Below are 26,772 nucleotides of genomic sequence, written 5' to 3' on the forward strand. Positions count from 1 at the left end.
TTAGTAATACACTGCGCGGCATGACCTCGGTCACAAAAAATTCAGGCCCGGGTCATTCGTCGAAGCATCCATATAATGAAAAAAGCGCTGCCATAGACGCTTAAGGAAACAGCAAAATGGCCTTGAAAGATGCAATGCCTTCAGTACTGCTTGAAAAGGTAGTCAGTTTAATCCACTCCAAAGTCCCTAAAGCACAAGCAAATCAGGTGGAACAGTTCGCCACCTGCCTCTACGCTCACATGTCCAAGGACGATCTCCTGGCCCGTAACGATAGCGATCTCTACGGTGCCGTCCTGAGTCTTTGGAATGCCCTGAACAGCACGCCTTGTGGGGAAACTCACTTAAGGGTATTTAACCCAAGCCAGGCCAAGCACGGCTGGCAATCAACCCACTCCATCATAGAAGTTGTGCAGCCCGATATGCCCTTCCTGGTGGATTCTGTGGGTATGGCCCTCAACCGTTTGGGGATCACAGCTCATATGATGTTGCATACGCCACTGGCCATTGAGCGCCAGGGCACAGACATCAAGCGGGTCAGCTTTGTTAACGACAGCAAGGAAGACAGCGATAAGGTGGCGGTATTCCTGATCGAAATCGACCGTCAAAGCAGCGACAAGGACATAAAACAACTCGAAAAAGAGATAGAGTCCGTGCTCGGTGATGTCGCCGCTGCCGTCAATGACTGGCGCGCCATGTCCGACAAGCTGGCAGAAGTGGCTGAAGAGCTACCAAAGCGCCCATTCCCCGGTGAGAAAGCCGAACTTGAAGAAGCGACTCGCTTCCTTAACTATTTGAACAACCATCATTTTACTCTGATGGGTTATCGTCGCTACGACCTGCGAAAAGTCGAGGGTGACGTTGAGCTGGTGCCGGATATGGCAAGCAGCCTGGGCTTGATGAACAAACCCGGCAAGGCGCAGCCAGAGCACGGTTTGATGCTGTCTTCTTTCTCTGAATCGGCTCGCCGCGAAGCGCTGGACAACAGTTTGCTGATCCTGACCAAGAGCAGTGCGAAGAGCCGGGTTCACAGACCCGCCTATGTCGACTATATCGGCGTCAAACGTTTCGATGAGACCGGTAATGTCGTCGGTGAAGACAGATTCATCGGCCTGTATGCCTCCAATCTGTACAACCGCAGCCCGAAAGAGATCCCCCTGCTGGCCGAGAAAGTCCAGCGGGTGATGGACAAGTCAGGACTGGCACCGCGCTCCCACGACTATAAAGCGTTGATGAATATTCTGGAAAATCTGCCAAGGGACGAGATTATTCAGGCAAGCGTCGAAGAGTTGTCGCACATGGCACATGGCGTGTTGGAGATGCAGGATAGAGATAAACTCAAGCTGTTTGTCCGTAAAGACGGTTTCGGCCGCTTCCTGTCCTGTTTGGTGTATGTCTCCAAAGACAGATACAACACCCGTCTGCGTGAAGATACTCAAAGGATCTTCGCCCAAACCTTTAACAGTAATGAAGAGGTGGAGTTTACCACTTACTTCTCCGAGTCGAGCTTGGCCCGTACCCACTACATAGTTAAAGTCGACAACAACAATAATTTGGAACTCGATGTGGCTGCCATAGAAAACAATCTGATTGAAGCCGCTCGCTCATGGGAAGATAAACTTCAGAGCGCGCTCAACAATTCACTGGGTGAAGAACAGGGTACTCGCCTGTTCAAGCGTTATCTGACCGCATTCCCGCAGAGTTACAAAGACGATGTGCTGCCGACTTCGGCAGTGGTGGATCTGCAGCAACTTGAAGCGCTGGACGATGACCATAAGCTGGGCATGTTGTTCTATCAGCCACAGGAAGCGGCGCCCGGCAGCAACAAGGTACGTTTGAAGCTGTTCCACAAGGATGAGCCTATCCATCTCTCGGATGTGCTGCCTATGCTGGAAAACTTCGGTCTTAGGGTGATCAATGAGCGTCCCTATGAAGTGAAGAGCACAGATGGTGCAACCTTCTGGATCCTCGACTTCCTGATGACAGTACAGGGCGGCGCCACTGAAAACCTGGCAGACAGCCAGGACAGATTCCAGACCGCGCTGGCTCAGGTTTGGCAGAAAAAACTGGAAGACGACGGCTTCAACCGTATGGTGCTGGCTACCGGGCTTTCCGGCCGCGAAGTGTCAGTGCTGCGCGCTTATGCCAAGTATATGCGCCAAATAGATGCGACCTTCAGCCAGGCTTACATCGAAGAAACCTTCAGCCGTTATCCGCAGATTGCCGATTCGCTGGTGAAGATGTTTATTCGTAAGTTCAATCCCAAGCTGAAGACCCGCACGCTGGATAAGTTTATCGAGCAGATCAATCTGCGTCTCGATGACGTATCCAGCCTGGATGATGACCGTATCATTCGCCGCTATCTGGATCTTATCAACGCCACGTTGAGAACCAACTTCTATCAGCAAGATGCCGCCGGCCAGCCGAAGGATTATATCTCCTTCAAGTTTGCCCCCAACCAGATCCCTGAAATGCCCAAGCCGCTGCCGAAGTTTGAAATCTTCGTCTACAGCCCAAGGGTTGAAGGTGTGCATCTGCGTGGTGGTAAAGTGGCCCGTGGTGGTCTGCGCTGGTCTGATCGCCGCGAGGACTTCCGTACCGAAGTGCTGGGTCTGGTGAAGGCACAGCAGGTTAAGAACACTGTGATTGTGCCCGTAGGTGCCAAGGGTGGCTTTGTTTGTAAACAACTGCCGACCGAAGGCGGCCGTGAAGCCTTCTTCACCGAAGGTCAGGAATGCTACCGGATCTTTATCCGTGGTCTGCTGGATATCACAGACAATATCGTCAACGGCGACCTGGTTCCTCCTGTGGATGTGGTGCGTCACGATGAAGACGACCCTTACCTGGTGGTTGCCGCCGATAAGGGCACGGCGACCTTCTCTGACACCGCCAACGCCATTGCCATCGAATATGGCTTCTGGCTGGGTGATGCCTTCGCGTCCGGTGGTTCCAACGGTTATGACCACAAGAAGATGGGCATCACCGCCCGCGGCGCCTGGGAGTCGGTGAAACGTCACTTCCGCGAAGTAGGTATCGATTGCCAGACCACAGATTTCACCTGTGTGGGTATAGGTGACATGGCCGGTGACGTATTCGGTAACGGCATGCTCTTGTCTGAGCACACCCAACTGGTGGCGGCTTTCAACCACATGCATATCTTTATTGACCCAACGCCGGACTCAGCGACCAGCTTTGTCGAGCGTCAGCGTCTGTTTAATCTGCCTCGCTCCAGCTGGGAAGACTATAACAAGGAGCTGATCTCCAAAGGCGGTGGTATCTTTGCCCGTAGCGCAAAATCCATCAGTTTGACGCCGGAAATCAAGAAGATGCTGGCGACCGACAAGGATGCTATGACGCCGACTGAGCTGATCAAGTGCCTGCTGAAAATGCCGGTAGACCTGATCTGGAACGGCGGTATCGGTACTTATGTCAAAGCGAGCAGTGAAACCCATGCCGAAGTCGGCGACCGCGCCAACGACGGTTTGAGGGTCAACGGTGGCGAGCTTAAGGCCAAGATCATAGGTGAAGGCGGTAACCTGGGTTGTACTCAGCTCGGCCGTATCGAATACGCTGCCAATGGTGGCCGTATCAACACCGACTTTGTCGATAACGTGGGTGGTGTGGACTGTTCGGATAACGAAGTTAACATCAAAATTCTGCTCAACGCCCTGGTGGCCGAAGGCGAGATGACTCTCAAGCAGCGTAACCGCTTGCTGGAAGAGATGACAGATGAAGTCGCTCAGATAGTGCTGCAGGACTGTAAAGATCAGACTCGCACCATCTCTGTGACTCAGGTGCGCGGCGCCGAGCAGCTCAAAGAGCAGATCCGCTTCATCAACTACCTGGAAAAAGAAGGTAAGTTGGACCGGGCACTGGAATTCCTGCCTACAGAAGAGGAGCTGTCCGAGCGTCTGGCCAGCGGCCGTGGTTTGACCCGTCCTGAGCTGTCGGTATTGGTGGCTTACGCCAAGATGGTGCTCAAGGAGCAACTGCTGACACCTGTGATCACAGATGACGCCTGGTTGAGCCAACTGCTGGTGGATTACTTCCCTGGCAAGCTGCAGCAGAAGTATGCCGACAAGATGACTCAGCATCCGCTGCGCGGTGAGATCATTGCTACCTCGCTGGCCAATGAACTGGTTAACGATATGGGGCTTAATTTCGTTCAGCGTATGCAGGATGAGACAGGCGCCTCAGTTGCCGATGCCGCTATTTGTTACACTATGGCTCGCGAAGTGTTTGGTTTGGCAGATTTAACCAAAGCCATTACTGACTTGAACGGCATAGTACCCGCGGTTGTTCAGGGCGAGATGCTGCATCAGCTGCGCCGTAACATGCGCCGTGCCTGTCGCTGGTTCCTGCGTAACCGTAGCCGCGCCATGAGCATAGAGCAGGTTGTTGCCTTCTATAAGCCGGTGTTCGACGAGCTGAAAGCCAATATCCGCTCTTATCTGGTAGCCGATGAGCTGGCGGGTATTGAAGAGGATATCGCCGCACTGGAAAAAGAAGCCGTGCCTCATGAGGTGGCCAGTCTGGTTGCCAACATGAGTACGCTGTTCTCGGCACTGGATATCGCCCAGATAGCTCAGCTGGAGTCCAAGCCGGTTTCACTGGTGGCAGAAACTTACTTCAAGTTGGGCGCCAGAATCGATCTGCACTGGTTCCTGGAGCAGATCGGTGGTCAGCCGGTGGCCAACCACTGGCAGGCACTGGCCAGAGCAGCCTTCCGTGAGGAGCTGGATTGGCAGCAAAGAGCACTGACGTCGGCGGTACTGCGCAGCTGTACCGACAGCTGTGAGTCCGATGCCATTATCGAACAATGGGTCGAACTCAATCAGGGCTTGCTGGAGCGCTGGTTCCACATGCTGGCTGACTTCAAGACATCGCAAACCCATGAATTTGCGAAGTTCTCAGTAGCGCTACGTGAACTGAATCTGCTGATCCTGCACTGCGAAGGGCAGAAGTAAGCTATTATAACAATAAGAGCCCTGGCAAACGCCGGGGCTTTTTTTAGGTCTAGGAGAAACCATGTTTTACAAACTCGCACAAAAAGTCATGTTTCAGATGGATCCTGAGCGCGCCCACAACTTTGCCATCAGTAGTCTCAGAACCACAGGTAACTCACCGCTGAACTGCTTTTATGCGCAGCATCTTGCCCCGGCCCCGGTCGAATTCATGGGGCTGACATTCCCTAATCCCGTCGGTTTGGCCGCCGGTATGGATAAAGACGGTGAATGTATCGATGCCTTTCATGCCATGGGATTTGGTCATATTGAAGTGGGAACTGTGACCCCAAGACCGCAACCCGGTAACGATAAACCTCGGCTTTTCCGGATTAAGCCAGCCAAGGCTATTATCAATCGCATGGGCTTTAATAATCTCGGCGTGGATAATCTGGTGGCTAATCTCAAGGCTAAAAAATCCAATGCTATGGTCGGTGTCAATATAGGTAAAAATAAAGATACACCGGTAGAGCAGGGGAAAGATGACTATCTGATCTGTATGGACAAGGTTTATGCCTATGCCGATTACATCGCGGTTAATATTTCTTCTCCCAATACACCCGGCCTGCGTACCATGCAATATGGCGAATTATTGGACGACTTGCTGGCGAGCTTAAAAAACAAACAAACAGAACTGGCAGAAAAGCATGGCAAGTATGTACCCATAGCATTAAAAATAGCGCCGGATCTAACCGAAGAAGAGATCGAAAAGATCGCCGAGTCATTATTGAAACATAAGTTTGATGGTGCCATAGCGACCAATACCACTTTGACCCGTGATGGGGTCAGTGGCCTGGCCAACTCCAACGAGACAGGTGGCCTCAGCGGTAAGCCGCTGAACAAGTTGTCGACCAAGGTGATCAAATATCTGGCGCAGTGTTTGAAAGGTGAGATCCCGATCCTGGGGGTAGGCGGTATTAATACTGCCGAGGATGCTCTGGATAAATTGGATGCAGGAGCAAGCATGGTGCAGATCTATTCCGGCTTTATCTATCAAGGGCCAAAATTAATTAAAGATATTGTTGACGCTTATAGATCCAAATAAGTTAAAAAACACTCAAAGGGATCGCAACTGCGATCCTTTTTATTTGAATCGATCGTTTTTTGATCTAAAGGATCTGTCTAAGATATTGTTATCTCAATCTAATATCTAAAACTTTTTTTGATATTGGGTAAAATATCATCTATTATTCCGTTTGTAATAAATCACAGGTCTTATTGGATTGCGTTATGTTATTAATGCCAAACAGAGATTGGCAATGGAGATATAACGATTCGTATGGTGTCCTTAGCGTATCGTTAGGTTCGGAAATGGAATTTCTGACTCCTTATAAAGCCAAGACTTTGATACCGGATGCAATGAAAGAAGCAGAATTTAGCGTCGAGCACGCCAAGTTCTATATTGACCTGCTTGATCGTCTAACCAAATCACTGTCATTGACGGATGCACAAGTGGTTCAACTGGCATTGAATGCTACCGCTGCTCACTTTATGCAAAAACCGCAGATGCCCAAGTCATGGTTCTTCGACACCAGTGCTGTCTGTGTTTACAGTGAGCCGGGAAAGATGTTTGATCTCAAATGTCGTGGAGAGCGTGTGCTGGTGATGGTGGTTGAGACCGGGCTGCAGGCTTCTTTGGTAATGATGTTGGCCAACGAATGTCGACTCAGCGATGTCAAAACCCTGACCCGTTTTGAAACCATCAAGGTGATGCACGATCGTCTGCATCCGCTCAGGGCACAGCAGCAGATAGTTGCTGCCTGACAAAGCTTGTCAGCGAGTATGAACGGGGCCTATGGCCCCGTTTTTGGTTTGTCTTCAGCCTGAGAATGCCTGGCTCAAGTGGTCAATCAAGGCTCTCAGTGCCACCGGCATATGTTCTCTTGAGCTATAGAGAGCGTAGGCCGTCATGACTCTCGGTGTCCAATCCGGCAGCAAGCATTGCAAGCTGCCATCTTTGAGTGCTTCAGCCAGCAAATAATCGGGCAGTTGGGCGATACCGCTGCCGGCCTGAGCCGCCCTGAGTAACACTGTCGCTTCATTGGCCACTAGTTGGCAGTTGACCGCCACAGATTCGTTCTGCTCTCCCTTGGAAAGATGCCAAAGATTGCGATTGAAATGGCGGTAGCCAAGGCACAGGTGCCGGCGAAGATCCCTGGGGTGCTGCGGCGCCGAATACTGTTTGAGGTATTCAGGAGAAGCTACCAGCTGCGAATTCACCTTGATAAGCGGCTTGCCAATCAACAAGGGATCCGGGCTTGAAGCAATACGGATCACCAGATCGACCCTTTCCGCCACCAGATCCACAGCGCGATCGCTCACATCCAACTCGATTTCCACCCCGGGATTAAGCCTGATGAATTGCGCGAGGCTCGCTGCCAGTCGTGCGTGTGCGAATGACATGCTACTGCTTATTCTCAGTTTGCCGGTCAATTGTCTGCGTCTCTCGCTTAGGCTGATTTCCAATGCCTCACGGGTCGAGAGTAACTGGCGACAATATGTCAGGCACTGATTCCCGGCATCTGTAAGGGTTACACTGCGGGTGGTGCGATTGAGTAATCTGGCGCCCAACCAATCCTCAAGCGCCTTGATATGGCGGGTTACCATGGCGCGCGACATCTCAAGCCGCTCGGCGGTAGCGGTAAAGCTGCCACTGGCGGCCAGATCCACAAAAACTTCGGCGGCGGTTAATCTGTCCATCTGCGATTACTTGTCCGGATTATGCAACAATATTGCGCAATTTTAGCCGTATATCTGCATTAATTGAAATCATAAACTGGCCAACGTTGAAATTCACCGGAGTAAAACCATGCTTAAATCACTCGTATTGGCTGCCAGTTTAGTGTTGCCATTTTCTTTACACGCCGAATCGGACGCCCTCGACTTCAAAGTCTATAACGCCGACGGTAACAGCTTTCATGTCAACGCCACCCTGATAAGCGGTGACAAGGAAGCCATTTTGGTCGACACAGGCTTCACCCGCGCCGATGCCTTGCGACTGGCCGCCGAGGTTCTGGACAGTGGCAAGCAGTTGACCACTGTATTCGTCAGCCAGGCGGATCCTGACTATTACTTCGGGGTTGCCACACTCAAGCAGTTTTTCCCTAAAGCAAAATACCTGACGACCCCGGCAGTGCATGCACAAATTTCGGCCAAGCTGGAAGACAAGCTGAGCTTTTGGATCCCCAGAATGGGTAGCAATGCCCCCCTCAAGGCGCAGCTGCCAGAGATATTTAAAGGCCGTCAATTAATGCTTGAAGGCAAGGCGATTGAGATAAAAGGTGACCAGGGAATGCTGGCTGACAGGCCATACCTCTGGGTACCTTCGAGTAAAACCATACTCGGCAATGTGGCCGTCTCCGGAGGCTTGCACCTGTGGATGGCTGATAGTCAGAGCCAGAGTGAGCGAGCGGCCTGGAAGACGCAGCTTGCGGAAATGGCGGCGCTTAAACCTGCCAAGGTGATCCCCGGGCACATGTTGTCTGAATCTTTTCTCGAGCAGGACAATATTGCCGCGACACTCAAGTACCTGCAGGATTTCGAACAAGCCGAAGCCGACACGCAAACCAGCGCTGAGCTTATTGACACCATGCAGCGTTTGTACCCGAATGCCGGGCTGGGTATGGCATTGGAGATAGGTGCCAAGGTCAGCAAGGGCGAGATGAAATGGTGAGGCTGCACTACTTTTTTGACCCCTTGTGTGGCTGGTGCCATGGTGCGGCGCCCCTCATTCATGCCCTGAGTGCCAGACTCCCGATAGTATTGCACGCTGGCGGCCTGATGGAGGCAACAAGAATAACGCCCGGTCTCAGGCAACATATCCTCAGCCACGACAGCAAAATTGCCAAGCTGACCGGGCAGCCCTTTGGCGACGATTACACTCAGGGTTTGCTTCAATGTCCTGACGCCGTGTTGGACTCGGGACCGGCCATTGCCGCCATCCTGCTCGCCGAAAAGGCGGCAGGGCAGGGATTGGCGCTGCTGGAGATATTGCAGCGTGGTCATTATGTTCAGGGTTTAAGGCTTGCCGAGCCTGAAGTGTTACTGCAACTGCTGAAGGAGCTGCCGAGTCTCCAGGCACTGGGGCGCGAGAAATTGGCTAGCGATCTGACGGCGGTTATGGAAGCAAACTCAGCCGGGCAGATTTCGCCGCTGGCGAGCCATATCGCCCAAAGCCGAGCCATGATGGCAAAGCTCGGATTGGCAGGCTTTCCGTCGCTGGTTTTGGAAAGCGAAATCGGTGAGTGGCACCCTGTGCCTTTGAACCGCTTCTACGGCCAGACAGAGGCAATGCTGGGTTGGTTTGACTCAAGTTTTGCCAGACAGCTCTCTGGGATTGACGCCAAGAGAGATAATCCGAAAGCCGCGCCAAGCGCTCCGGCGGCTTGTATCCTGGGAGGCGGCTGCGATTAAGCTTTCCGCATGGATTAGAGAGGGCTTAAAGGTGGCTGCAATCTTACTCTTGGCTTAAGTAGAAGCAGTGTAAGCTTGCGATAAAAGCTGACAGCAGAAGGGGATGAATACCTATTGGTTGCATTCATCCCTTTCTCTTTTTGCCTTTGTTCGTTGGTGCTGTGCCACTGCCTTATGTAGGCTTTGCTTTAATCCTGTGCCGCTTTGGCCTGGGTGTGGCGTTTGGCCAGGTTGGCATGGATATCATAGAGGGACAGTTGTTGATCTTCCAGCAGTACCAAGAGGTGGTAGAGGAGATCCGAGGCTTCATTCACCAACTCTTCGCGATCATGAGTGGCCGCCGCCAGCGCGGTTTCCAATCCCTCTTCGCCCACCTTCTGGGCAATGCGCTTGGTACCGCGCTGAAACAGCGAAGCGGTGTAGCTCTCGTTGGGGTCTTCTTCCTTTCGGGAGGCTATAAGGCTTTGCAGGCGATTGATAAAGGGGTGCACTTCGCCGCAGGCTGGATTATCCCAGCAGCTGTCAGTCCCCTTGTGGCAGGTGGGGCCTATGGGGTTGGCCTGCAGCAGCAGGCTGTCGTTGTCACAGTCCACTCCTATGCTGACCAATTGCAGTAGATTGCCCGAGCTTTCACCCTTGGTCCACAGCCGCTGTTTGCTGCGGCTGTAAAAGGTCACCAGGCCTTTGCTCAGGGTGACATTCAGGGCTTCGCGGTTCATATAACCCAGCATCAACACCTTGCCGCTGTGAAAGTCCTGCACTACGGCCGGCAGTAATCCCTGTTGTTTATCCCAGTCCAACTGTTTGAGCCAGTCGGCATTGTTTGTCTCGGTTGTCATATCAAATACCTGTATTGGGTTATGGGGCTTATGGAAGGTGCGAACAAGTCCCATGTGTGCTCTGCGTCGGCTTACAGGCCTGGATGCAAGGCGTGGTTCGCAGCAAATGGCCCTAGTCCTTTGCAAGAAGCACAACACAGCAGGCAGGCCTGTAAGCCACGCCCTTCGGGGCTTTCACAGCAACCGGCTCTCTGCGTTATCCGACTTTGACAGGCCCAGGCATGCCTTCAGTCAGATGTCTTGAACGCCAATTGCTGTGCAAGCCAGAGTGCCACGAGGACTTATTCGCACCTTCCTTAGCTGCGAATGGCGACGCCGCTTTGCTTGAGAAAGGCTTTCAGCGCCTGGATCTCTATGATCCCCTTGTGAAATACGCTGGCGGCCAAAGCGGCATCGACCTTGGCCTTGTCGAAAACTTCGAGAAAGTGCGCCATGGTACCGGCGCCGCCGGAGGCGATAAGCGGCACATCGCAGACGGCTCTCACTTTGGCGAGCTGATCGATATCATAACCCTGACGCACCCCATCCTGGTTCATCACATTGAGGACGATTTCGCCGCAGCCCTGGCGCTGCACCTCTTCGACCCAATCCAGAGTGTGCCATTGGGTGTCGCGGGTCGCCGCTTCATCGCCGGTAAACTGTTTCACCTTATAGCTGTTGTCATTGGCATCGAAGAAAGAGTCTATACCCACCACTATGCACTGGCGGCCGAATTCATCCTGCAGCCTGCGAATAAGGCTGGGATCCGACAGTGCCGGTGAATTGATGGAGATCTTGTCGGCACCGAATGCCAGCAGCTCGCGTGCCTGGGCCAGGGTCTTGATGCCGCCGGCCACGCAGAAGGGTATGTCTATCTGCTGCGCCACCCGGCTGACCCAGGACTTATCCACCACCCGCGAGTGGGCGCTGGCGGTGATATCATAGAACACCAGTTCATCGGCGCCTTCGGCAGCATATCTGGCCGCCAGCGGCACGATATCGCCTATGGTTTCGTGGTTACGAAACTGCACGCCTTTGACCACCTTACCGTCCCGTACATCGAGACAAGGGACTATACGTTTTGCCAGCATGCGATCGCCTCCTCTACGCTGAATTCGCCGGTGAGCAAGGCCTTGCCGATAATCAGGCCGCTGGCGCCGGAATCCCTGACTGCGGCCACATCATCCAGACTGGCGATACCGCCGGAGGCCTGCCAGGCGATATCGGGAAAGGTCTGCGCCAACTCGCGGTACAGGGCCGTGTTGGCGCCCGTCATGGTGCCATCACGACTGATGTCGGTGACCAAGGCATGTTTAAGACCCAAAGGGGCAAACTGGGCCACCAGAGATTCCAGGGTTTTACCACCGCCACTCTGCCAGCCGTGAACCGCCACTATTTTCTCGCCCGCGGCATTGATATTGACATCCAGCGCCAGACAGATGGCATCCGGGCCGTATTGCTCGAGCCAGGCGCCAACCAGTTTGGGCTCACGCACCGCCAATGAACCTATCACTACCCGGGAAACCCCGGCCTTGAACAGTTCATCGAGCTGACGCTGGCTGCGCACGCCGCCGCCTACTTGCAGTGGTGTATTCAGGGCGGCCGCGAGCGAAGCTATCAGGCTGCTCTGGCAGCGGTCAGGGTCTTTGGCGCCGGTCAAGTCCACCAGATGCAAGAGCGAAGCGCCCTGAGCCTGATAAGCGAGCAGTTGAGCCTCAGGTTGCAGATTGAAGCGGGTCTCCTGTTGGTAATCGCCCTGAAACAGGCGCACTACCTGACCTTCTATAAGATCGATTGCCGGTATGATCATGCTGCAGCTCCGTTAAAATCATCCTGGGTCAGAGTGAGAAAGTTAGCCAGGATAAGGCTGCCGATAGCGGCGCTCTTTTCCGGGTGAAACTGCACTCCCATAAAGTTGTCTTTGGCAATGGCGGCGCTGAAACGCTCGCCGTAACAGCATTCGGCTATGGTGGCCGCCGAAGGCGCGGCGCAAAAGGAATGGACGAAATAGCAGTAGCTGCCTTCATCGATACCGGCAAAAAGCGGGTGCGCCTGGCCGTTTGCATCAAGTATGGGGCTCAGTTGATCCCAGCCCATATGCGGACTGGGCAACCCCTTGCAGTCGAGCTGGCGTATAGTGCCGGGGATCAGCCCAAGACACTGGCATTCATCGGTATTCTCGCCACTTTCCTGCGAGCTGTCACACATGAGCTGCATACCGAGACACACTCCCAGCACCGGCTGTTTCAGCGCCTTGATAACAGGAATTAACTGCTTTTCAGTGAGCGCCGCCATGGCGGCTCTGGCTGTGCCCACACCGGGAAGCACCACTCTTTCGGCGCTGCGGATAACCTCGGCATCATCACTGATACAGACTTCGGCGCCGAGGCGCTCAAAAGCGTATTTCACCGAGCTTAAGTTGGCGCAGCCGGTATCTATTATCACTGTCTTGGCAACGGCTTGGGTCATTACAACACTCCCTTACTGGAAGGCAAGGCATCACCTTCAACCTTGATGGCCTGGCGCAGAGTGCGCCCCAGCACCTTGAACAGTGCCTCTACCTTGTGGTGGTCGTTATCACCCTCGCAGCCAAGGTGCAGGGTGCAGCGCAGGCCGTCAGCAAAGGAGCGAAAGAAGTGCGCAACCATCTCTGTGGCCAGCTCCCCGACCTTTTCCCGCTCAAATTCGGCGTTGAACTTGAGGAAGGGACGGCCGGAGAGATCCAGCAGGCAGTCGCCGCGGGCTTCATCCATTGGCAGGGAAAAGCCGAAACGGGCAATGCCGCGTTTATCGCCCAGCGCCTGACGCAAAGCATCGCCCAGCGCCAGCGCGGTATCTTCCACACTGTGGTGATCGTCTATCTCAAGATCACCGTCAACCTTGACTGCCAGTTTGAAATTGCCGTGGGTGGCAATCTGATCCAGCATGTGATCGAAAAAGCCTATGCCGGTATTGATGTCGCTGTTGCCGGCGCGGTCGAGATCCACCTCGACCCGAATGTCGGTCTCTTTGGTGGTGCGCACCACAGTTGCCTGGCGACCCCGGCTCAAGAGGGCATCACAGATATCGTCCCAGTTGAGCTTTTCCCTGTCATAGCGATAGCCGGTCAAGCCCATGGCCTCGGCCAGGGCAATATCGGTTTCCCGATCACCAATAACTGCCGAGCGGGTGAAATCCACCAGGCCCTGGGTCAGAAACTCTTTTACCAACCCGAGTTTGGGTTTGCGGCAACTGCAGTTTTCATCGTTGAAGTGAGGGCAAATCAACACCTCGCTGAAGTTGACCCCCTGGCTTGAAAAAATCTGCATCATCAGATTGTGGGGCGCATCGAAGTCTTCTTTCGGGAAGGAGGGGGTGCCCAGGCCATCCTGATTGGAGACCATCACCAAGCGGTAACCGGCGCTTTGCAGTTTGAGCAGTGCCGGAATAACGCCGGGTTCAAACACCAGCTTATCCAGTCTGTCCACCTGTTTGTCGGTTTGCGGCTCTTCAATAAGGGTGCCGTCGCGGTCGATAAAGAGTATTTTCTGGCTCATTGATGTTTCCTTGTGCCGGCCGCTGCCGGGCTGATTATTATCGTTATTGCACCTGGCTCAGGGCGGCTAGCAGCCGCTCGGTATCTGAGTCATCGCTGAAACTGAAACGTATGGCGTCGACAAGACGCGGATCCCGGTAGCTGCGGGCGACTATGCCAAAGCGCTGCAACTGCTCACGCACCTTGGGGGCATCGGCGAAATACGCCAGCAGATAGTTGCCGCCACTTGGCAGTACCCGGGCACCGAGTCTTTCCAGCGCCGCAGCCACTCTTTGCCCCTGAGTCTTGAGCAGCGCCACATCGGCCTGCATTCTGGCTATGCCCTCAGGGCTTAATGCCAAAGCCGCCAAGCGTGCCACAGGGACAGGTACCGGGTAGGGGGCCAGCACCTGTTTTACCATCTCGATAATGCCTTCATTGGCCAGCATAAAGCCGCAGCGGGCTCCGGCCAGGGCAAACGCTTTGGAGAGGGTGCGCAGCACGACTAAGTTGGGATACTCCTTGAGCAAAGAGACGGCGCTCAGCTCGGGACTGAATTCAATATAGGCTTCATCCACTACCACTAGCGTGTCTGGCATGGCCTCGAGCACCCGCAGAATTTCACCCTGGCTTACCCAGGTGCCTGTGGGGTTGTTGGGGTTGCAGATAAACAGCAGTTTGGCGCCTTGGGCCTGGGTTAACGCTTTGGGCAACTGAAAGTTGTCATCCAACGACAGTGTCTTGACCTCGACATTGAAGGTCGCGGCGCTGATGGCGTACATGCCGTAGGTGGGGCCAAAGAGGGCGATGCTGTCTGCCCCCGGGGTGCAAAAGGTGCGGATCAACAACTCTATCGCTTCATCGGCGCCGCGGCTGCAGATGAGCTGCAAATCTGAGACTCCGGCATAGGCGGCATAGGCGGCTATCACCTCTGGCGGCTGGCACTCGGGGTAGCGGTTGACCCGGTCGATATCAGTGTGGTTGAAGGGGGATTCGTTGGCGTTGATCCAGACTTCCCCCTGGCCGCCAAGGCGCCTGGCGCTTTGATAGGGCTCGAGCGCCAAAAGCTCGGGGCGAGCCAGAGCGGCGGCCAGCTCGCGGCTTTGGCGGGTAACGGCTATTGTTCCTTTCTTGGCATCCGCAGTGGCGGTATTAATGGCTGCAGGCATGGTTGTTATTCCTCTACACTCGCCGACGGCGCGCTCAGTGATGAAACACTCTCGGTTGAAGCTTCCGCTCCGGATACCCCAAGAGAGGCCAGACGCAGGGCAACGGCATTGCTGTGAGCGTCAAGTTGCTCCGCCTGGGCCAGGGTCATTACCGAGGGCCCCAAGGCGCAAAGACCTTCGGCACTCAGCTCCTGCACGGTAAAGCGGCGGCAGAATTCCGCCAGTGACAGGCTGGATACCGAGCGGCTGTAGCCGTAAGTGGGCAGCACATGGTTGGTTCCGCTGGCGTAATCACCCACAGATTCCGGGGTGTAGGGGCCGAGAAATACAGAGCCGGCGGCGCGAATTTGTGCCAGCAGCGCTCTTGGGCTGCGGGTCTGGATGATAAGGTGCTCGGGGCCATAGCGGTTGGAAACGGCTGCAGCCTTATCCAGTGAATCGAGCAGTAAAATACGGCTTTCGGCCAATGCCTGGCGGGCAATATCGGCGCGGGGCAGGGCCGCAAGCTGCTTGTCCAGCTCTTGGATGACGGCTTTTGCCAGCGATTCACAGCTAGAGAGCAATATCACCTGAGAGTCGGGGCCGTGCTCGGCCTGTGACAGGAGATCGGCCGCCACAAAGGCTGGATTGGCAGTCTCATCGGCGATGACCAGCACTTCGGATGGCCCCGCCGGCATGTCGATACTGACTCGCGCCCTGGGATCCTGGGACAACTGGCGCTTGGCTTCGGTGACGTAACGGTTGCCGGGGCCAAATATCTTGTCCACCGGCGCTATGGTTTCCGTGCCCAATGCCAGCGCGGCAATGGCTTGGGCGCCACCGGATTGGTAAATATCTTCGATGCCGCATTCGCTGGCGGCGTAGATGATGGCGCTGTCTATCGGTGCCGGGCTTATCAAGACCCGGCGGCGACAACCGGCGATTCGTGCCGGCAGCGCCAGCATCAACACAGTGGAGATTAGCGGCGCGCTGCCGCCCGGTATGTAGAGGCCGACGCTGTCTATGGGCTCACTTCGGAGCTCACAGCGCACTCCGGCCTGGGTATTGATATCCAAAGCCAGGGGTTGCTGCGCGCTGTGGAACACATCTATGTTGGCCATGGCGGTCTTGATGGCGTCTTTGAGCTCAGGGCTAACGTCCTGGGCAGCGGCTTTTATCTGCGCCTGACTGAGGGCGATATTCTCAAGGGGGATATTATCAAAGCGCTCGCTGTACTCCCTGAGGGCTTGGTCCCCCTTGGCGGCGACGGCCTCAATGATCTCGCCGACGCTCTGCTCGAGCGCTTCGCTGCTTACCAGAGAGGAGCGCTGGAGCGCGGCGGCCTGTTCGCTTTCGCTCAGTTTGTCCCATACCAGATACTGCATGCTTCACCCCATCATCTTTTCAATTGGCATCACCAGAATCGAGCTGGCGCCGAGCTTGGTCAGCTCTTCCATTGTGTCCCAGAATAGATCTTCTGTGCTGACCGCGTGGATGGCGACCCGGTTGCTGTCATCGTTGAGCGGCAACACTGTAGGGTTCTCGGCGCCGGGCAGCAGGGCAACAATCTGCTCCAGGGTTTCAGTGGGAGCGTGCAGCAGGATATATTTGCTTTCACGGGCACGGATGACGCCGTTGACCCGGCTCATTAGCTTGTCGATCAAGGCCTGTTTGGCCGGGGTTTGGGTTTGCTGTGATTGGATGACACAGGCCATGGAGCGAAAGATCACTTCGGTCTCGTACAAGCCATTGGCTTCCAGAGTAGCGCCGGTGGAAACCAGATCGCAGATCCCGTCGGCGAGTCCGGCGCGGGGAGCGACCTCTACCGAGCCCTTGAGCATACAGTCGCGATAACTTATGCCTTTATTTTGCATAAAACGGCGCAGCAGGTTGGGGTAGGAAGTGGCAATTCGCAAGCCTTCCAGTGAGGCGGCATCCTGATAAGGGAACTCACTGGGTACCGCCAGTGATAAACGGCAGGCGCCGAAGTCCAGTTGTCTGAGTTTGTTGCAGGCCGAAGGTTTGCCCAGTGTTTGCCGTTCTATCTGCTCCTCTTCCAGCACATTCTCGCCAATGATCCCCAAATCGACCACGCCATCCATGACCAGGCCGGGAATGTCATCATCACGCACCCGCAGCAGATCCAGCGGCATATTGTCGGCGTGGGCTATCAGACGTTGTTCGTTAACGGTGAATTTTACGCCGCAGTTTTTCAGCAGTTGTTGTGATTCTTTCGAAAGCCGGCCCGATTTCTGGATAGCGATGCGCAGTCGATTTGAAGTCATAGTGGTCATTCCTGTTGGTCAATTCAATCTTGGTTAAAAAACTCAAATCCGGAAACGAAAAACCCCCGGAATTCCTTCCAGGGGTTTTCAGATCTTATGAATCAACCGCCAGAAGGAATGAACCTTCGGCAGTCAGCTCCGAAGGCTACCGCTCGTGGTGATGATGATGGATAGCGTTGCGAAGCTGTGTCATGTAATAAATCCTGTGATTTCACGCTGTAATTTTGCAGCGCATAAACATTCAATTCTGAGCCAATTCGGCTGGTGTGTTTTTAAGCTAATCCCTTTGGCTGGAATTTGCAACACCCAAAATCAAAAAATGTCTGCTGCTTGAAAAGGATTCATCAAGCGGCCCGCTTGGGCATAAGTTTGCGAATCGTTAGCTAAAGAGTTGGTGTAAGTGGCTATGTTAACTATGTCAGCTATATCAATGCCAACTATGCCAATGCCAACTCTGTCGGGTAGAGCGGCTTGGCGATAAGGTTTGTCCCTTGTATCCGTCACTCAAATAGCGATAATGCACGCCATACCCCAGGGCAAAATGGAGCACAATGCGTAATCGACTCGTCAGCGAAACGGCACTGGCCTTCGCCCCGGGCGGCCCTTTGGCCTCCAATATCAGGGGCTTCAAGCCTAGAGAGCAACAACTGGAGATGGCCCGCGAAGTGGCCCAGTTACTCCATGGCTCAAGCGGCGCTGCAGTGCCTTTGGTGCTCGAAGCCGGCACAGGGGTTGGCAAGACCTTCGGTTATCTGATCCCGGCGCTGCTCTCCGGCAAGCAGGTGATTGTCTCCACCGGCTCAAAGAACCTGCAAGAACAGCTGTTTTATAAAGATCTGCCGGCCTTGCTGCAGATGCTGGATCTGCAAGTTCGGGTGGCGCTGCTCAAAGGGCGCAACAATTATTTGTGTCAGTTGTTGCTGGAGCAGCAGTTGGATGGCGCCCAGAGCCGTAGCCCGGAAGTGCTCGATGATCTGCTCAGGATAAATCAATGGGCCGCGGCCAGCACAGATGGCGATCTCGGCACTCTGGCCACGGTTTCCGAACAGTCGCCGGCACTGGCGCTGGTGGCTTCTTCGAAAGAGCGCTGCAGCGGCAAGCGCTGCGCCTTCTATGACAGCTGCTTTACCCGCAAGGCCAGACAGAAGAGCCTGGAAGCCAGGATTATCGTGGTTAACCATCATCTGTTTTTTGCCGACAGGATCCTCAAGGATACCGGCTTTGCCGAGTTGTTGCCCGATGCCGATGCGGTGATTTTCGATGAGGCTCACCTGCTTGCCGATATTGCCGTAACCTACTTTGGTCGCCAATTGTCGCTCGCGGCCATGCAGCGAGTGCTGGAGCGGGTGGAAGCGGTATATCAACAGGAACTCAGGGATACTTCACAACTGAGCGATCTCGCCAGACGCTGCGGCTCCCGCCTGGCGGATTGGGCGCAGATGACCCAGGCGTCCGGGCAAAGCGACTGGCGCCCCTTGTTGGCCGATAAAGAACTCGCGAGGCAATGCTGGCAGCTGCTCGAAGAGTTTCGGGCGCTGGAGCGGGTGATGCTGGCCAATATCGGTCGCAGTGATGAACTGGATGATTGCCTGGAAAAATGGCTCGATTACTGTAGGCAGCTGGAGCAGTTTTTCAACTGTGAAGATCAAAGTGCGGCTTACAGTATAGAGCAGGGCAGTCGCCTGCCGACGCTGAGAATGGCGCCTATTGATGTTGCCAAGGCGTGTCAGGCGCTGTTTGAGGTGCAAACCCGATGGCTATTTACCTCGGCAACGCTACAGGTGAATCGCAGTCTGAACCATTTTTGCCGGACATTAGGGCTTAAGGGGGCCAGGGAGCTTATTCTCGACAGCCCCTTTGACTATCGGCGCCAGGCGATTTTGTGTGTCCCCAGGGAGCTTGGGGATGTGCGCTCTGAAGGGGATTATCAGTTTCGGCGCCTGCTTGAGGTGTGTGAGCAGGCGATTAATGCGGCCAAGGGCCGAACCTTTATTTTGTTTACCAGTCACAGGATGCTCCAACGGGTGGCGCAGGCGCTTCATGGTCGCAGCCGTTATCCACTCTTGGTGCAAGGCAGCGCCGGCAAGCAGACCTTGCTGAAAAAGTTTCGTCAGCTGGGTAATGCCGTGCTGCTGGGCACCGGCAGTTTTTGGGAAGGCGTGGATGTGCGCGGCAAGTTACTCTCTTGCGTGATAATCGACAAACTGCCCTTTGTGTCTCCGGACGATAATCTCTATCGCGCCAGAGCCGCAGAGATCAGTAAGCGACAGGGTGACCCCTTTGTGGAGTTGGCCTTGCCCCAGGCTGTGATAGCACTCAAACAGGGTGTTGGACGGCTCATTCGTGACGAGAGCGACCGCGGTGTGCTAATTCTCTGTGATAATCGCATCGTCAATCGCAGCTATGGTCAGGCATTTCTCAACTCCTTGCCTCCCATGTACAGGACCCGCAATTTGCAATCTGCCTTGTCTTTTCTTGAAGGGATAGATTGATTAAAAACAGTTAGATACTGTATTTGAGAGTATTAATTCAATTTTTGGAACAAATAAATTGATAGTAAAAAGGCGCCTAAAACCAGGCGCCTTTTGCTCTCTGTCTCTCTGTACTAGCTATTAGTCGCGATCTGCGGCCAGCCAAGAAGCAAATTGCTTGGTGTAGTAGCTGACAATCAAGCTGGCACCGGCGCGTTTGAAGCCGACAAAGCTTTCGGTAACCACGGCTCTTTCGTCCAGAGCGCCGGCCAGAGCCGCGAACTTGATCCCGGCATATTCACCGCCCACATGATAAGCCGCCAAAGGCAACTCGGTACGCTCTCTCAATTGTGACAACACATCCAGATAAGGCGTACCTGGTTTAACCATCAGAATATCGGCACCTTCCTCTTCATCGAGCAGGGCCTCTAACAGCGCTTGCCGGCCATTGGCGCTATCCAGTTGATAACCTTTACGATTGCCGCTGAGTTCACAATCTACCGCCGCCCGGAATGGACCGTAGAAAGAGGAGGCAAACTTGGCCGAGTGGGCCAAAATGGCAACATTTTCAAAACCGGCCGCATCCAGGCCCTCGCGTATAGCCCGGATTTGGCCGTCCATCATGGCCGAAGGGGCCAGCATGTCGGCACCGGCGCGGGCAGCGCAGACAGACTGCTTGACCAGGTTTTCCACAGTCGCGTCATTACAAACTTCATTGTGCTCAACCACACCGCAGTGGCCGTGATCTGTGTACTCGCAGAAACAGATATCCGGGATCACCAGCATCTCGGGCGCTTCCTGCTTGATGGTGCGGATCATCCGTGCCAACAGGCCGTCATCGTTCCAGGTATCGCTGCCGATGGCATCTTTATGGTGTGAAATACCAAAGGGCATCACATAGCGGATCCCGAGGGCCTTCAGCTCACGGATCTCAGCTGCCAGCATGCTCTCGGGCAATCTGCTGATCCCGGGAAGGGTGCTGATGGCCACAGGCTCAGTAATGCCTTCTTCGATGAAAAGTGGGTGTACCAGATCTGTCAGGGAAACTTGCTGCTCGCGAACCAGATCCCGCATGGCTTCTGAGCTGCGAAGACGGCGAAGGCGACGAAGAGGTTTGGTGAAGCTGCCGTGACGGCAATGACTGTCTGACATGAGATTTCCTTTACTGCTATGGCGGGTGCCTGTTTGCCGAATATTGTCTCAAGACCCGGTAACCAGCACTAAGCTATTGAGGTTAAAGGGGCGCGAGCGCCCAAGTGCGCCTAGGATACCCTTTGCAGGAAACGCGATACTATGACAGGGATCACAGTTCATCCAGGCAGATGTTGGCAGGTGCAATACTGGTCTCACAGGGATGTGTTCCCTGTTGCCAATGTTGTTTGTCGAGCTTTGCGGTGCAGCCACTGTCTTCCATCAGGGCCCGCTCACCGTCTGCGCTGCAAAGCAACAAGAGGGCATGATCCTCGATACGAAACAGGTGCAGTTGGTATTGACTGAATGGCTCGAGCAGGGAGGCGTCATGGGCTGTGGCCAACGCCAATAAAGTTTGGCCGTCGAGGTTGGCCGGATGATTTTCATAACGTATGGTGGCTTCGGCCGCGCTGGTCACCTTGGTCAGTGCCGGTGCCAGTTGTTGGTATTCCTGATCATGCCTGTCACCGAGACCGCAGCCACCAAGTGTCGGTAGCAGCGCCAGCAGCAGGCAGACGATTGGGCCTTGATGGAAAATTGATTTCATCCTTGAATCCTTATCTACAAATAGTAGGTCGGTGCTAGTTCCTGTTAGGTCTGTTCCTGCCAAAAGGCCAGTTTACCTGCGGCATCCCGGCCCGTGTCCAAATTCCAATCTTTGATACTTTCCAGATAGGCGCTGTCTTGCTCCAGCACACCGCTGGCGATAAGTTGCCAAAAGTGTTTGACGTTTTCTCTGGCGCGCAGAAAAATCGCGTCATAGTGCATATCGCCTTCAGGGGTGGTCAGGGTTAAATACGTTTTTTCAATCTGCTCCTGCTCCGGATATAGGACGGCGAACTTGACGCCCAGGTGGCGGGCAAACGGCAGCAGTCTGTTGCCTTCCTCGGCAATCTTGTCCACCACAGTGATAAAGCCTTTATGCCAGTCATTGATGGCTGGCGGATTATTGGCCCATTCCTCTATATATACATCTTTGAAGCAGTTGTCCCACAATCTCTCTATGACAGGATCCAGTTTCTGACCTGTGGCATCGCAGCAGGCGGCAATACCGGAATCCAAGTGTTCGGATAGACCTATTGCCCCGAGATTGAGCTTGGGATAGATGTAGGCATCCTGATGCATTTCACAATACCTGTGGGCATCGGCGTTTTCTTTGTAGGGGCCTACTTTCATCTCAATAACCGGATGGACAGTGACATCTGCGATCACATGGGCACAATAGCCCAGCAACCAGGCCAGGCCCTTGTCGCGTTCTTCCCCTTCACTGCAGGCCAGGTGACGAACGCCGGCTTTGAGCATTTCGCCGCTATGCTGGTAATGCATCTTGTCGGCCCAACTTTTGGCCTGTTGGCGGTCATTGAGAGCGAGATAGGGATAATCCGGGCTGACAGCCCCGAGCTCGCAGTACTTGAAGTGCTTCAGTAAGGCGCGAATAGCGTCCTTGGGCATATGGGTAACCGCCTCCAGCTCAAGTGGCTGTCTGAGGCTATTGACCAGTGTGAGGTGTGCATAGGCGCCTGGCATTCCCTGGCCTCCAATCCTTTGCTGTTGCGTGCTGTTCCTTGAGGTTAACCTTAGCCGCTGAAGGTGAAAACGGCCATAGCCCGAAGCTACTATCAAGCGCAATTCACTCAAGAGTAAATCAGACTGGCCGCTTTCCTTGGTTGAGGCCTAGAAACCACCATGTCACCGCCCGAAAACAGCTAGGAAACGGCCGGTGAAGCCTGGGCTTTACTGTGGCGGATATGGCGCTCCACCAGAGCGCCTATCAGGTACATCATCAAGTAACCGCAGCCGAGGGCGAGGATCACCGCCACCACATTGGCCGTCAGTTGCCTGAGCAGGAAGAAGGCGCCTACCAGAGTAATGATGCCGGCCAGGCGGATCAGCAAACTGGCATTGAAGTAGCCTTCGGCTTTGATATAGGCCAGTTGATAACCGTTGAGCATCAGAAAAATGAAGAAAATGGCATAGTGCAGCAGTACCGGCACGGCGCCGTGATACTGGGGCGGAAACAGCATTCTGAATAGACTCTCGCCGCCCAACAGCATGACAACAAAGAAACTGATGCTGACAATCAGCGCCAGCTTGTAGAGCCAGTGTTTGATGGCGCGGATCTGTTCATTGTCTCTAGTGCGAACACAGACCGCCAATTCCGGCAATACGAAGCGGTAGATAGGGAATACAAACAGCAAGGTCATGTAAGTAAATACCGGCCTGACCACCACTTGGAAATCCCCCAGCTCTTCGACACTGAAATAACGTATGGTCAGCAGTACGGTAATATAGATCATCAGAATGCTGGAGCCTGCCTCGAGCGAGGCGGTGACACTGCGCTTCATAAAGCTCTTCAGCGCCGGCTCCAGATTGACCTTGGCGAGCGGCGCGGTGGCGATTTGACGCCGCCTTCTCAGATACATAAAGGCCGCGATAATCAGAGACGACAGCGTCGTAGCGTAAAAGAGTGCCCCCAGTGGCGCCATACTCAGCCCGTAGTAACACAGGGCAAAGGCCAGCACCAAAGACAGCGGCTCCATCCAGGTTACCTTGTTACTGATTTCATAGAGACGATACATGGCAACCAGGTTGGTAAAGTACACCTTGAGCCCCATGCTGACTATGATGCCCACCAGTTGCAGGTACTCCACATCTATGGCGAGTTTGTGCTTGATATAGGGCAGTATGATGCCCCAGGTCAGCAGCACTACAAGGATCAGCACATAGCGGAAAATATTGATGATATCCCTGTCGTTGCGGGTCTGGCTGTAGGACACCACCATAGACGAGCGAAAGCCTGTCATCAGGATCAGTGACAGCGAGATGATATCGATAACCGTGTGGTAGATAGCCAGATCCGCCTTGGGAACCCAGCTTGCGAGCCAGACTTTAAAGGAAAACCCGATGGCTATGCTGATGAGCGTGGCCCAAATACCGGCGACAAAGGCACGTTTCAACCGCGAAACTGCGGTTTCATTGGAAGACTGAGAGAGGCTGGACATAACAGACGCTAACCGAAAAGGGGACTCCATATTAGTTGAGAACTGTTCTCATTGTCCATGATAAGGATCACAAGGGCAGATCCGGGCTTGGTTTCGGCGTATTTGATGGTATGATCCCGCCGCTATTAACTTGCCGAAGGCCATACCTTCGCCCATCAAGGTTGAACCCATGACATCGACTACACTTGCCAATTCTCCTGTTATTCTGGCTCTGGATACCTGTACCGAACTCTGCTCAGCGGCGCTGGCATGGCAAGATGGCAGTATTGCGGAATCTGTCGATGCGCCCCGTGAACACAGCCAAAGATTGCTGCCCATGATAGAGAACTTGCTGAGCCAATCCGGGCTCAAGATGCAGGATATCGGCCTTATCGCCTATGGCCGTGGGCCGGGGAGTTTCACCGGTATCCGTATCTGCACCTCTATGACTCAAGGGTTGGCGCTGGGGCTGGATGTACCTGTAATCGGCATCTCTACCTTGGCCGCCATGGCGCAGCAAGCGATAACTGAACATGGTGCGCAGCAGGTGATTTGTGCCATAGATGCCCGCATGGGCGAAATCTATTGGGCGGCGTTTGAACAGGAATCCGGTATGGCCAAACTGGTTGGCATAGAGCAAGTGAGCGCCCCTGAGACAATGACCTCGCCCTTTGCCAATACGGACAAGGTGTATTGCTGCGGCACCGGGTTTGATGCCTACCCGGCACTTTTACAACATGCCGAAAACTTGACCTTGCTGGATGCGGTGAAATATCCTCAAGCCAGTGCTATGCTTGCTTTGGCAAGCCTAGGTTGGCAACAAGGGCAGGCCACCTCGGTCGATGAGCTGGCGCCTGTGTATTTGCGAGATACAGTTGCCTGGAAGAAACTGCCGGGAAGGGAATAGGGCTTCAGGCGGGTTAACTGCCTCAAGGGCTTGGGGCAAACGGGGATCAAACCAGTATCATGATGATCAAGCAGACGGGACATCCGGGTGCAGTTCAAAGTCTGTCGCAGGCGGTAGCCGGCAACAGGCCTCCTGAGCGTGCCCAGCAAACCGTTGAGACTCAAGATGAAATCCTTGTCAGCCCATCCAGGCAGTTGGTCGAGTTTGACAGCCAAGCCCTTAACGACAAATACCAACAAAGAGAGCAGCTGAAGCGGGAAACCGCAGGTCATTCTGATGCTATCGCCCTCTATCTGAATACCCAACACGCCGCGCAGCGGGACGCTATCTCAGCCATGGTGGGCATAGATGTCTACGCCTGACAGTCCCGCAGCCGATAACGCTTTTGTAAAACCTTCCCGTTCTCTGCCGTTACCGGGAAGAGGCCAGTTTCTGCTGGAACTTTTGCTGGCCTTGATGTTGACTCATCTGCCCTATGTCTCTGTACCCTTCAAATGGTTGGAAAGCTATTTCCATGAATTGTCCCATGCGCTGGCAACGCTGTTAAGCGGCGGGATTGTCAGCCATATCCAACTCTTTCCCAATGGCGCCGGTTTCTGCTTCAGTCAGGGCGGCTGGCCGCTCCTTATCGGATTCAGCGGTTATTTGGGGGCGGCTTTTTGGGGCTGCCTGCTTTACCACCTGGCCACTTGGCCGCGGGGGATCCGTATAAGTTTTGCCTTTATCGGCGCCTTGGTGCTGCTCACCATACTGCTGTGGGGGCGGGACTTACTGACCCTGAGTATCCTCATTAGTCTGAGTGTATTGTTTCTGCTGCCGCTGAAATTTGGCGGCAATCGACTGCTCAGCGGCAGCCTGCGCCTAGTGGCCTTGATGGTGATGCTCAATGCGCTTGCCAGTCCTGCTGTGTTGCTGGGGTTGGACGATAGGGGGGATGCGGTATTGCTGGCTGAGTACAGCTGGGTGCCTGCGTTCGTCTGGGTATTGCTGTGGTTCGCTTCCGGCTTATTGGCGCTACTGCTTTGCTGGCGCCGCATAGATGGAAAATCAAACTGATCCTTGGCAAGTCTGCCGCTCACTGTTAGCTTGAACTGCAATCTTATTTGGCACCAGTGCGTGCCAAAAAGTCGTTTCGGCGGGTCTGTTGCCGCAGCATAAATCCACATTCAAAGGAGAAGGGAAATGGAATACAAGCAATTCAATCGCAAGCTGGCAACGCCGCTTGGCAAGGCTTTGTTGGTGGCTGGCATGCTGCTTGGCAGCGGTGCGGTGCAGGCTGGCGAACCGGCTTTGCTGGAGGCGGTTAACAGTGACTTTCGCCGGGAAGCCAATGTCGAGCGCGACCAATATCGTCATCCAGAGCAGACACTGGCTTTTTTCGGGATCACTGCGGAGCAAACCGTGATTGAGCTCTGGCCAGGCGGCGGCTGGTACACAGAAATCCTGGCGCCTATGTTGGCGGACAAGGGGCAGTATATTGCCGCCGGTTTCAACACAGCGCCGCAAGAAGACACCCCGGGCAGCCGTTATCGGGCCAAAGCGGGCAAGCGTTATCTAGAATGGCTGCAAGCCCACCCCAAAGAGCTTGGCAAAATCGAACTGGTGGTTTTGGATCCTCCCGCACAGGTAAAACTGGGAGAAGATGCCAGCGCCGATGCTGTACTCACTTTCAGAAACCTGCATAACTGGGCCAGTCAGGGGCAACTGCAAACCGTGTTTCAGGCTGCCTTTAATGTGCTTAAAGATGGCGGCGTCTTTGGTGTGGTTGAGCACAGGGGCAAAGCCGGTAACGGCCCTGACAGCGGCTACATGATGCAGGATGAGATGATAGCACTGGCAGAAAAGGTCGGCTTCACCTTGGAAGCCAGCAGTGAGATCAACGCCAATGCCAAGGACAGTAAGGATTACCCCAAAGGCGTCTGGACCTTGCCGCCGACATTGCGGCTGGGTGAGCAGGACAGGGACACTTATCTCAAGATAGGAGAAAGTGACCGTATGACACTCAAATTTATCAAAAAAGCGAACTGATACACTGACAACAGAG

General features: G+C 54.3%; 23 protein-coding genes. 10 read left to right on the plus strand and 13 right to left on the minus strand.

Annotation, left to right across the window (positions count from 1 at the left end; genetic code table 11):
* The first annotated feature begins 116 nt into the window (after nt 1-116).
* The 3 genes from HCX89_RS09055 (at nt 117) to HCX89_RS09065 (ending at nt 6,764) form a co-directional block, all read left to right on the plus strand.
* The gene (locus HCX89_RS09055) at nt 117-4,964 is read left to right on the plus strand and encodes an NAD-glutamate dehydrogenase (RefSeq protein WP_107004909.1); all 4,848 of its coding nucleotides are present in this window, start codon (nt 117-119) and stop codon (nt 4,962-4,964) included.
* A gap of 61 nt (nt 4,965-5,025) precedes the next feature.
* On the plus strand, nt 5,026-6,045 hold the full coding sequence (gene pyrD / locus HCX89_RS09060) for a quinone-dependent dihydroorotate dehydrogenase (RefSeq protein ID WP_044734601.1): 1,020 nt from the start codon (nt 5,026-5,028) through the stop codon (nt 6,043-6,045).
* Between the two features lie 185 nt (nt 6,046-6,230).
* Nucleotides 6,231-6,764 (plus strand): cell division protein ZapC, encoded by a 534-nt coding sequence (locus HCX89_RS09065; RefSeq protein WP_025011151.1) that lies wholly within the window; start codon nt 6,231-6,233, stop codon nt 6,762-6,764.
* A 54-nt stretch (nt 6,765-6,818) separates the two neighbouring features.
* Here the strand turns inward: HCX89_RS09065 and HCX89_RS09070 are convergent, their stop codons facing one another.
* Nucleotides 6,819-7,700 (minus strand): LysR family transcriptional regulator, encoded by an 882-nt coding sequence (locus HCX89_RS09070; protein WP_167715760.1) that lies wholly within the window; start codon nt 7,698-7,700, stop codon nt 6,819-6,821.
* A 109-nt stretch (nt 7,701-7,809) separates the two neighbouring features.
* Here HCX89_RS09070 and HCX89_RS09075 point away from each other — a divergent pair, with 109 nt between their 5' ends.
* Both HCX89_RS09075 and HCX89_RS09080 read left to right on the plus strand, forming a co-directional pair.
* Nucleotides 7,810-8,673 carry an MBL fold metallo-hydrolase gene (locus tag HCX89_RS09075; RefSeq protein WP_167715762.1) on the plus strand — a complete coding sequence of 288 codons (864 nt, stop codon included), beginning with the start codon at nt 7,810-7,812 and terminating at the stop codon, nt 8,671-8,673.
* Nucleotides 8,667-9,413: a DsbA family protein gene (locus HCX89_RS09080; RefSeq protein WP_167715764.1), complete on the plus strand. Its 747-nt coding sequence runs from the start codon at nt 8,667-8,669 to the stop codon at nt 9,411-9,413. Before HCX89_RS09075 ends, HCX89_RS09080 begins: the two co-directional genes overlap by 7 nt.
* A gap of 188 nt (nt 9,414-9,601) precedes the next feature.
* Here the strand turns inward: HCX89_RS09080 and hisIE are convergent, their stop codons facing one another.
* The 8 genes from hisIE to hisG form a co-directional block, all read right to left on the minus strand.
* Nucleotides 9,602-10,252 (minus strand): bifunctional phosphoribosyl-AMP cyclohydrolase/phosphoribosyl-ATP diphosphatase HisIE, encoded by a 651-nt coding sequence (hisIE, locus tag HCX89_RS09085; protein ID WP_167715766.1) that lies wholly within the window; start codon nt 10,250-10,252, stop codon nt 9,602-9,604.
* 296 nt (nt 10,253-10,548) lie between these two features.
* Nucleotides 10,549-11,322, minus strand: a complete 774-nt coding sequence (hisF, locus tag HCX89_RS09090; RefSeq protein WP_167715768.1) for an imidazole glycerol phosphate synthase subunit HisF — start codon at nt 11,320-11,322, stop codon at nt 10,549-10,551.
* A complete protein-coding gene (gene hisA / locus HCX89_RS09095; protein ID WP_167715770.1) occupies nt 11,304-12,041 on the minus strand; it encodes a 1-(5-phosphoribosyl)-5-[(5-phosphoribosylamino)methylideneamino]imidazole-4-carboxamide isomerase in 738 nt (245 codons plus the stop codon). Before hisA ends, hisF begins: the two co-directional genes overlap by 19 nt.
* Nucleotides 12,038-12,700: an imidazole glycerol phosphate synthase subunit HisH gene (gene hisH / locus HCX89_RS09100; protein WP_167715772.1), complete on the minus strand. Its 663-nt coding sequence runs from the start codon at nt 12,698-12,700 to the stop codon at nt 12,038-12,040. The genes hisA and hisH overlap by 4 nt, the downstream gene beginning before the upstream one ends.
* Nucleotides 12,700-13,767 (minus strand): bifunctional histidinol-phosphatase/imidazoleglycerol-phosphate dehydratase HisB, encoded by a 1,068-nt coding sequence (gene hisB, locus HCX89_RS09105; RefSeq protein WP_167715774.1) that lies wholly within the window; start codon nt 13,765-13,767, stop codon nt 12,700-12,702. The genes hisH and hisB overlap by 1 nt, the downstream gene beginning before the upstream one ends.
* A gap of 43 nt (nt 13,768-13,810) precedes the next feature.
* Nucleotides 13,811-14,914, minus strand: a complete 1,104-nt coding sequence (gene hisC, locus HCX89_RS09110) for a histidinol-phosphate transaminase (RefSeq protein WP_167715776.1) — start codon at nt 14,912-14,914, stop codon at nt 13,811-13,813.
* 5 nt (nt 14,915-14,919) lie between these two features.
* Nucleotides 14,920-16,278, minus strand: coding sequence for a histidinol dehydrogenase (gene hisD / locus HCX89_RS09115; protein WP_167715778.1), 1,359 nt, complete (start codon nt 16,276-16,278; stop codon nt 14,920-14,922).
* Nucleotides 16,279-16,281: 3 nt separating this feature from the next.
* Complete coding sequence (hisG, locus tag HCX89_RS09120) at nt 16,282-17,178, minus strand: ATP phosphoribosyltransferase (protein ID WP_025011635.1); 897 nt, start codon at nt 17,176-17,178, stop codon at nt 16,282-16,284.
* Nucleotides 17,179-17,729: 551 nt separating this feature from the next.
* Between hisG and HCX89_RS09125 the strand changes: the two genes are divergently transcribed.
* Nucleotides 17,730-19,670, plus strand: coding sequence for an ATP-dependent DNA helicase (locus tag HCX89_RS09125; RefSeq protein ID WP_167715780.1), 1,941 nt, complete (start codon nt 17,730-17,732; stop codon nt 19,668-19,670).
* Nucleotides 19,671-19,790: 120 nt separating this feature from the next.
* On the opposite strand, the gene hemB is transcribed toward HCX89_RS09125, so the two are convergent.
* From hemB to HCX89_RS09145, 4 genes are all read right to left on the minus strand, one after another.
* Nucleotides 19,791-20,801: a porphobilinogen synthase gene (gene hemB / locus HCX89_RS09130; protein WP_062793790.1), complete on the minus strand. Its 1,011-nt coding sequence runs from the start codon at nt 20,799-20,801 to the stop codon at nt 19,791-19,793.
* A 151-nt stretch (nt 20,802-20,952) separates the two neighbouring features.
* Complete coding sequence (locus HCX89_RS09135) at nt 20,953-21,387, minus strand: hypothetical protein (protein ID WP_052678927.1); 435 nt, start codon at nt 21,385-21,387, stop codon at nt 20,953-20,955.
* Between the two features lie 44 nt (nt 21,388-21,431).
* A complete protein-coding gene (locus HCX89_RS09140; protein WP_167715782.1) occupies nt 21,432-22,367 on the minus strand; it encodes a zinc dependent phospholipase C family protein in 936 nt (311 codons plus the stop codon).
* A gap of 179 nt (nt 22,368-22,546) precedes the next feature.
* Entirely contained in the window at nt 22,547-23,842 is a 1,296-nt protein-coding gene (locus HCX89_RS09145) for a lipopolysaccharide biosynthesis protein (protein WP_167715784.1), read from the minus strand.
* A 169-nt stretch (nt 23,843-24,011) separates the two neighbouring features.
* Here HCX89_RS09145 and tsaB point away from each other — a divergent pair, with 169 nt between their 5' ends.
* The 4 genes from tsaB (at nt 24,012) to HCX89_RS09165 (ending at nt 26,756) form a co-directional block, all read left to right on the plus strand.
* Nucleotides 24,012-24,728, plus strand: coding sequence for a tRNA (adenosine(37)-N6)-threonylcarbamoyltransferase complex dimerization subunit type 1 TsaB (tsaB, locus tag HCX89_RS09150; protein WP_045283834.1), 717 nt, complete (start codon nt 24,012-24,014; stop codon nt 24,726-24,728).
* A gap of 59 nt (nt 24,729-24,787) precedes the next feature.
* Nucleotides 24,788-25,090, plus strand: a complete 303-nt coding sequence (locus tag HCX89_RS09155; protein WP_025887740.1) for a hypothetical protein — start codon at nt 24,788-24,790, stop codon at nt 25,088-25,090.
* Nucleotides 25,077-25,784, plus strand: coding sequence for a M50 family metallopeptidase (locus HCX89_RS09160; RefSeq protein ID WP_101060148.1), 708 nt, complete (start codon nt 25,077-25,079; stop codon nt 25,782-25,784). Before HCX89_RS09155 ends, HCX89_RS09160 begins: the two co-directional genes overlap by 14 nt.
* A 192-nt stretch (nt 25,785-25,976) precedes the next feature.
* Nucleotides 25,977-26,756: a class I SAM-dependent methyltransferase gene (locus HCX89_RS09165; protein WP_223828982.1), complete on the plus strand. Its 780-nt coding sequence runs from the start codon at nt 25,977-25,979 to the stop codon at nt 26,754-26,756.
* Nucleotides 26,757-26,772 lie beyond the last annotated feature (16 nt).

The sequence above is a fragment of the Shewanella sp. Iso12 genome, from assembly GCF_012030025.1.
GTDB classification, from domain to species: Bacteria; Pseudomonadota; Gammaproteobacteria; order Enterobacterales; family Shewanellaceae; genus Shewanella; species Shewanella algae.

Bases quoted from the DNA above. Each gene is read 5' to 3' on its own strand.
- HCX89_RS09075 (WP_167715762.1), top strand. From the start codon at position 7,810: ATGCTTAAATCACTCGTATTGGCTGCCAGTTTAGTGTTGCCATTTTCT.
- HCX89_RS09165 (WP_223828982.1), top strand. From the start codon at position 25,977: ATGCTGCTTGGCAGCGGTGCGGTGCAGGCTGGCGAACCGGCTTTGCTG.
- hisB (WP_167715774.1), bottom strand. From the start codon at position 13,767: ATGAGCCAGAAAATACTCTTTATCGACCGCGACGGCACCCTTATTGAA.
- HCX89_RS09155 (WP_025887740.1), top strand. From the start codon at position 24,788: ATGATGATCAAGCAGACGGGACATCCGGGTGCAGTTCAAAGTCTGTCG.
- HCX89_RS09145 (WP_167715784.1), bottom strand. From the start codon at position 23,842: ATGTCCAGCCTCTCTCAGTCTTCCAATGAAACCGCAGTTTCGCGGTTG.
- HCX89_RS09055 (WP_107004909.1), top strand. From the start codon at position 117: ATGGCCTTGAAAGATGCAATGCCTTCAGTACTGCTTGAAAAGGTAGTC.
- hisF (WP_167715768.1), bottom strand. From the start codon at position 11,322: ATGCTGGCAAAACGTATAGTCCCTTGTCTCGATGTACGGGACGGTAAG.
- HCX89_RS09125 (WP_167715780.1), top strand. From the start codon at position 17,730: ATGCGTAATCGACTCGTCAGCGAAACGGCACTGGCCTTCGCCCCGGGC.
- HCX89_RS09140 (WP_167715782.1), bottom strand. From the start codon at position 22,367: ATGCCAGGCGCCTATGCACACCTCACACTGGTCAATAGCCTCAGACAG.
- pyrD (WP_044734601.1), top strand. From the start codon at position 5,026: ATGTTTTACAAACTCGCACAAAAAGTCATGTTTCAGATGGATCCTGAG.
- HCX89_RS09160 (WP_101060148.1), top strand. From the start codon at position 25,077: ATGTCTACGCCTGACAGTCCCGCAGCCGATAACGCTTTTGTAAAACCT.
- HCX89_RS09135 (WP_052678927.1), bottom strand. From the start codon at position 21,387: ATGAAATCAATTTTCCATCAAGGCCCAATCGTCTGCCTGCTGCTGGCG.
- HCX89_RS09065 (WP_025011151.1), top strand. From the start codon at position 6,231: ATGTTATTAATGCCAAACAGAGATTGGCAATGGAGATATAACGATTCG.
- hisA (WP_167715770.1), bottom strand. From the start codon at position 12,041: ATGATCATACCGGCAATCGATCTTATAGAAGGTCAGGTAGTGCGCCTG.
- HCX89_RS09070 (WP_167715760.1), bottom strand. From the start codon at position 7,700: ATGGACAGATTAACCGCCGCCGAAGTTTTTGTGGATCTGGCCGCCAGT.
- tsaB (WP_045283834.1), top strand. From the start codon at position 24,012: ATGACATCGACTACACTTGCCAATTCTCCTGTTATTCTGGCTCTGGAT.
- hisD (WP_167715778.1), bottom strand. From the start codon at position 16,278: ATGCAGTATCTGGTATGGGACAAACTGAGCGAAAGCGAACAGGCCGCC.
- hisIE (WP_167715766.1), bottom strand. From the start codon at position 10,252: ATGACAACCGAGACAAACAATGCCGACTGGCTCAAACAGTTGGACTGG.
- hisG (WP_025011635.1), bottom strand. From the start codon at position 17,178: ATGACTTCAAATCGACTGCGCATCGCTATCCAGAAATCGGGCCGGCTT.
- hemB (WP_062793790.1), bottom strand. From the start codon at position 20,801: ATGTCAGACAGTCATTGCCGTCACGGCAGCTTCACCAAACCTCTTCGT.
- hisC (WP_167715776.1), bottom strand. From the start codon at position 14,914: ATGCCTGCAGCCATTAATACCGCCACTGCGGATGCCAAGAAAGGAACA.
- HCX89_RS09080 (WP_167715764.1), top strand. From the start codon at position 8,667: ATGGTGAGGCTGCACTACTTTTTTGACCCCTTGTGTGGCTGGTGCCAT.
- hisH (WP_167715772.1), bottom strand. From the start codon at position 12,700: ATGACCCAAGCCGTTGCCAAGACAGTGATAATAGATACCGGCTGCGCC.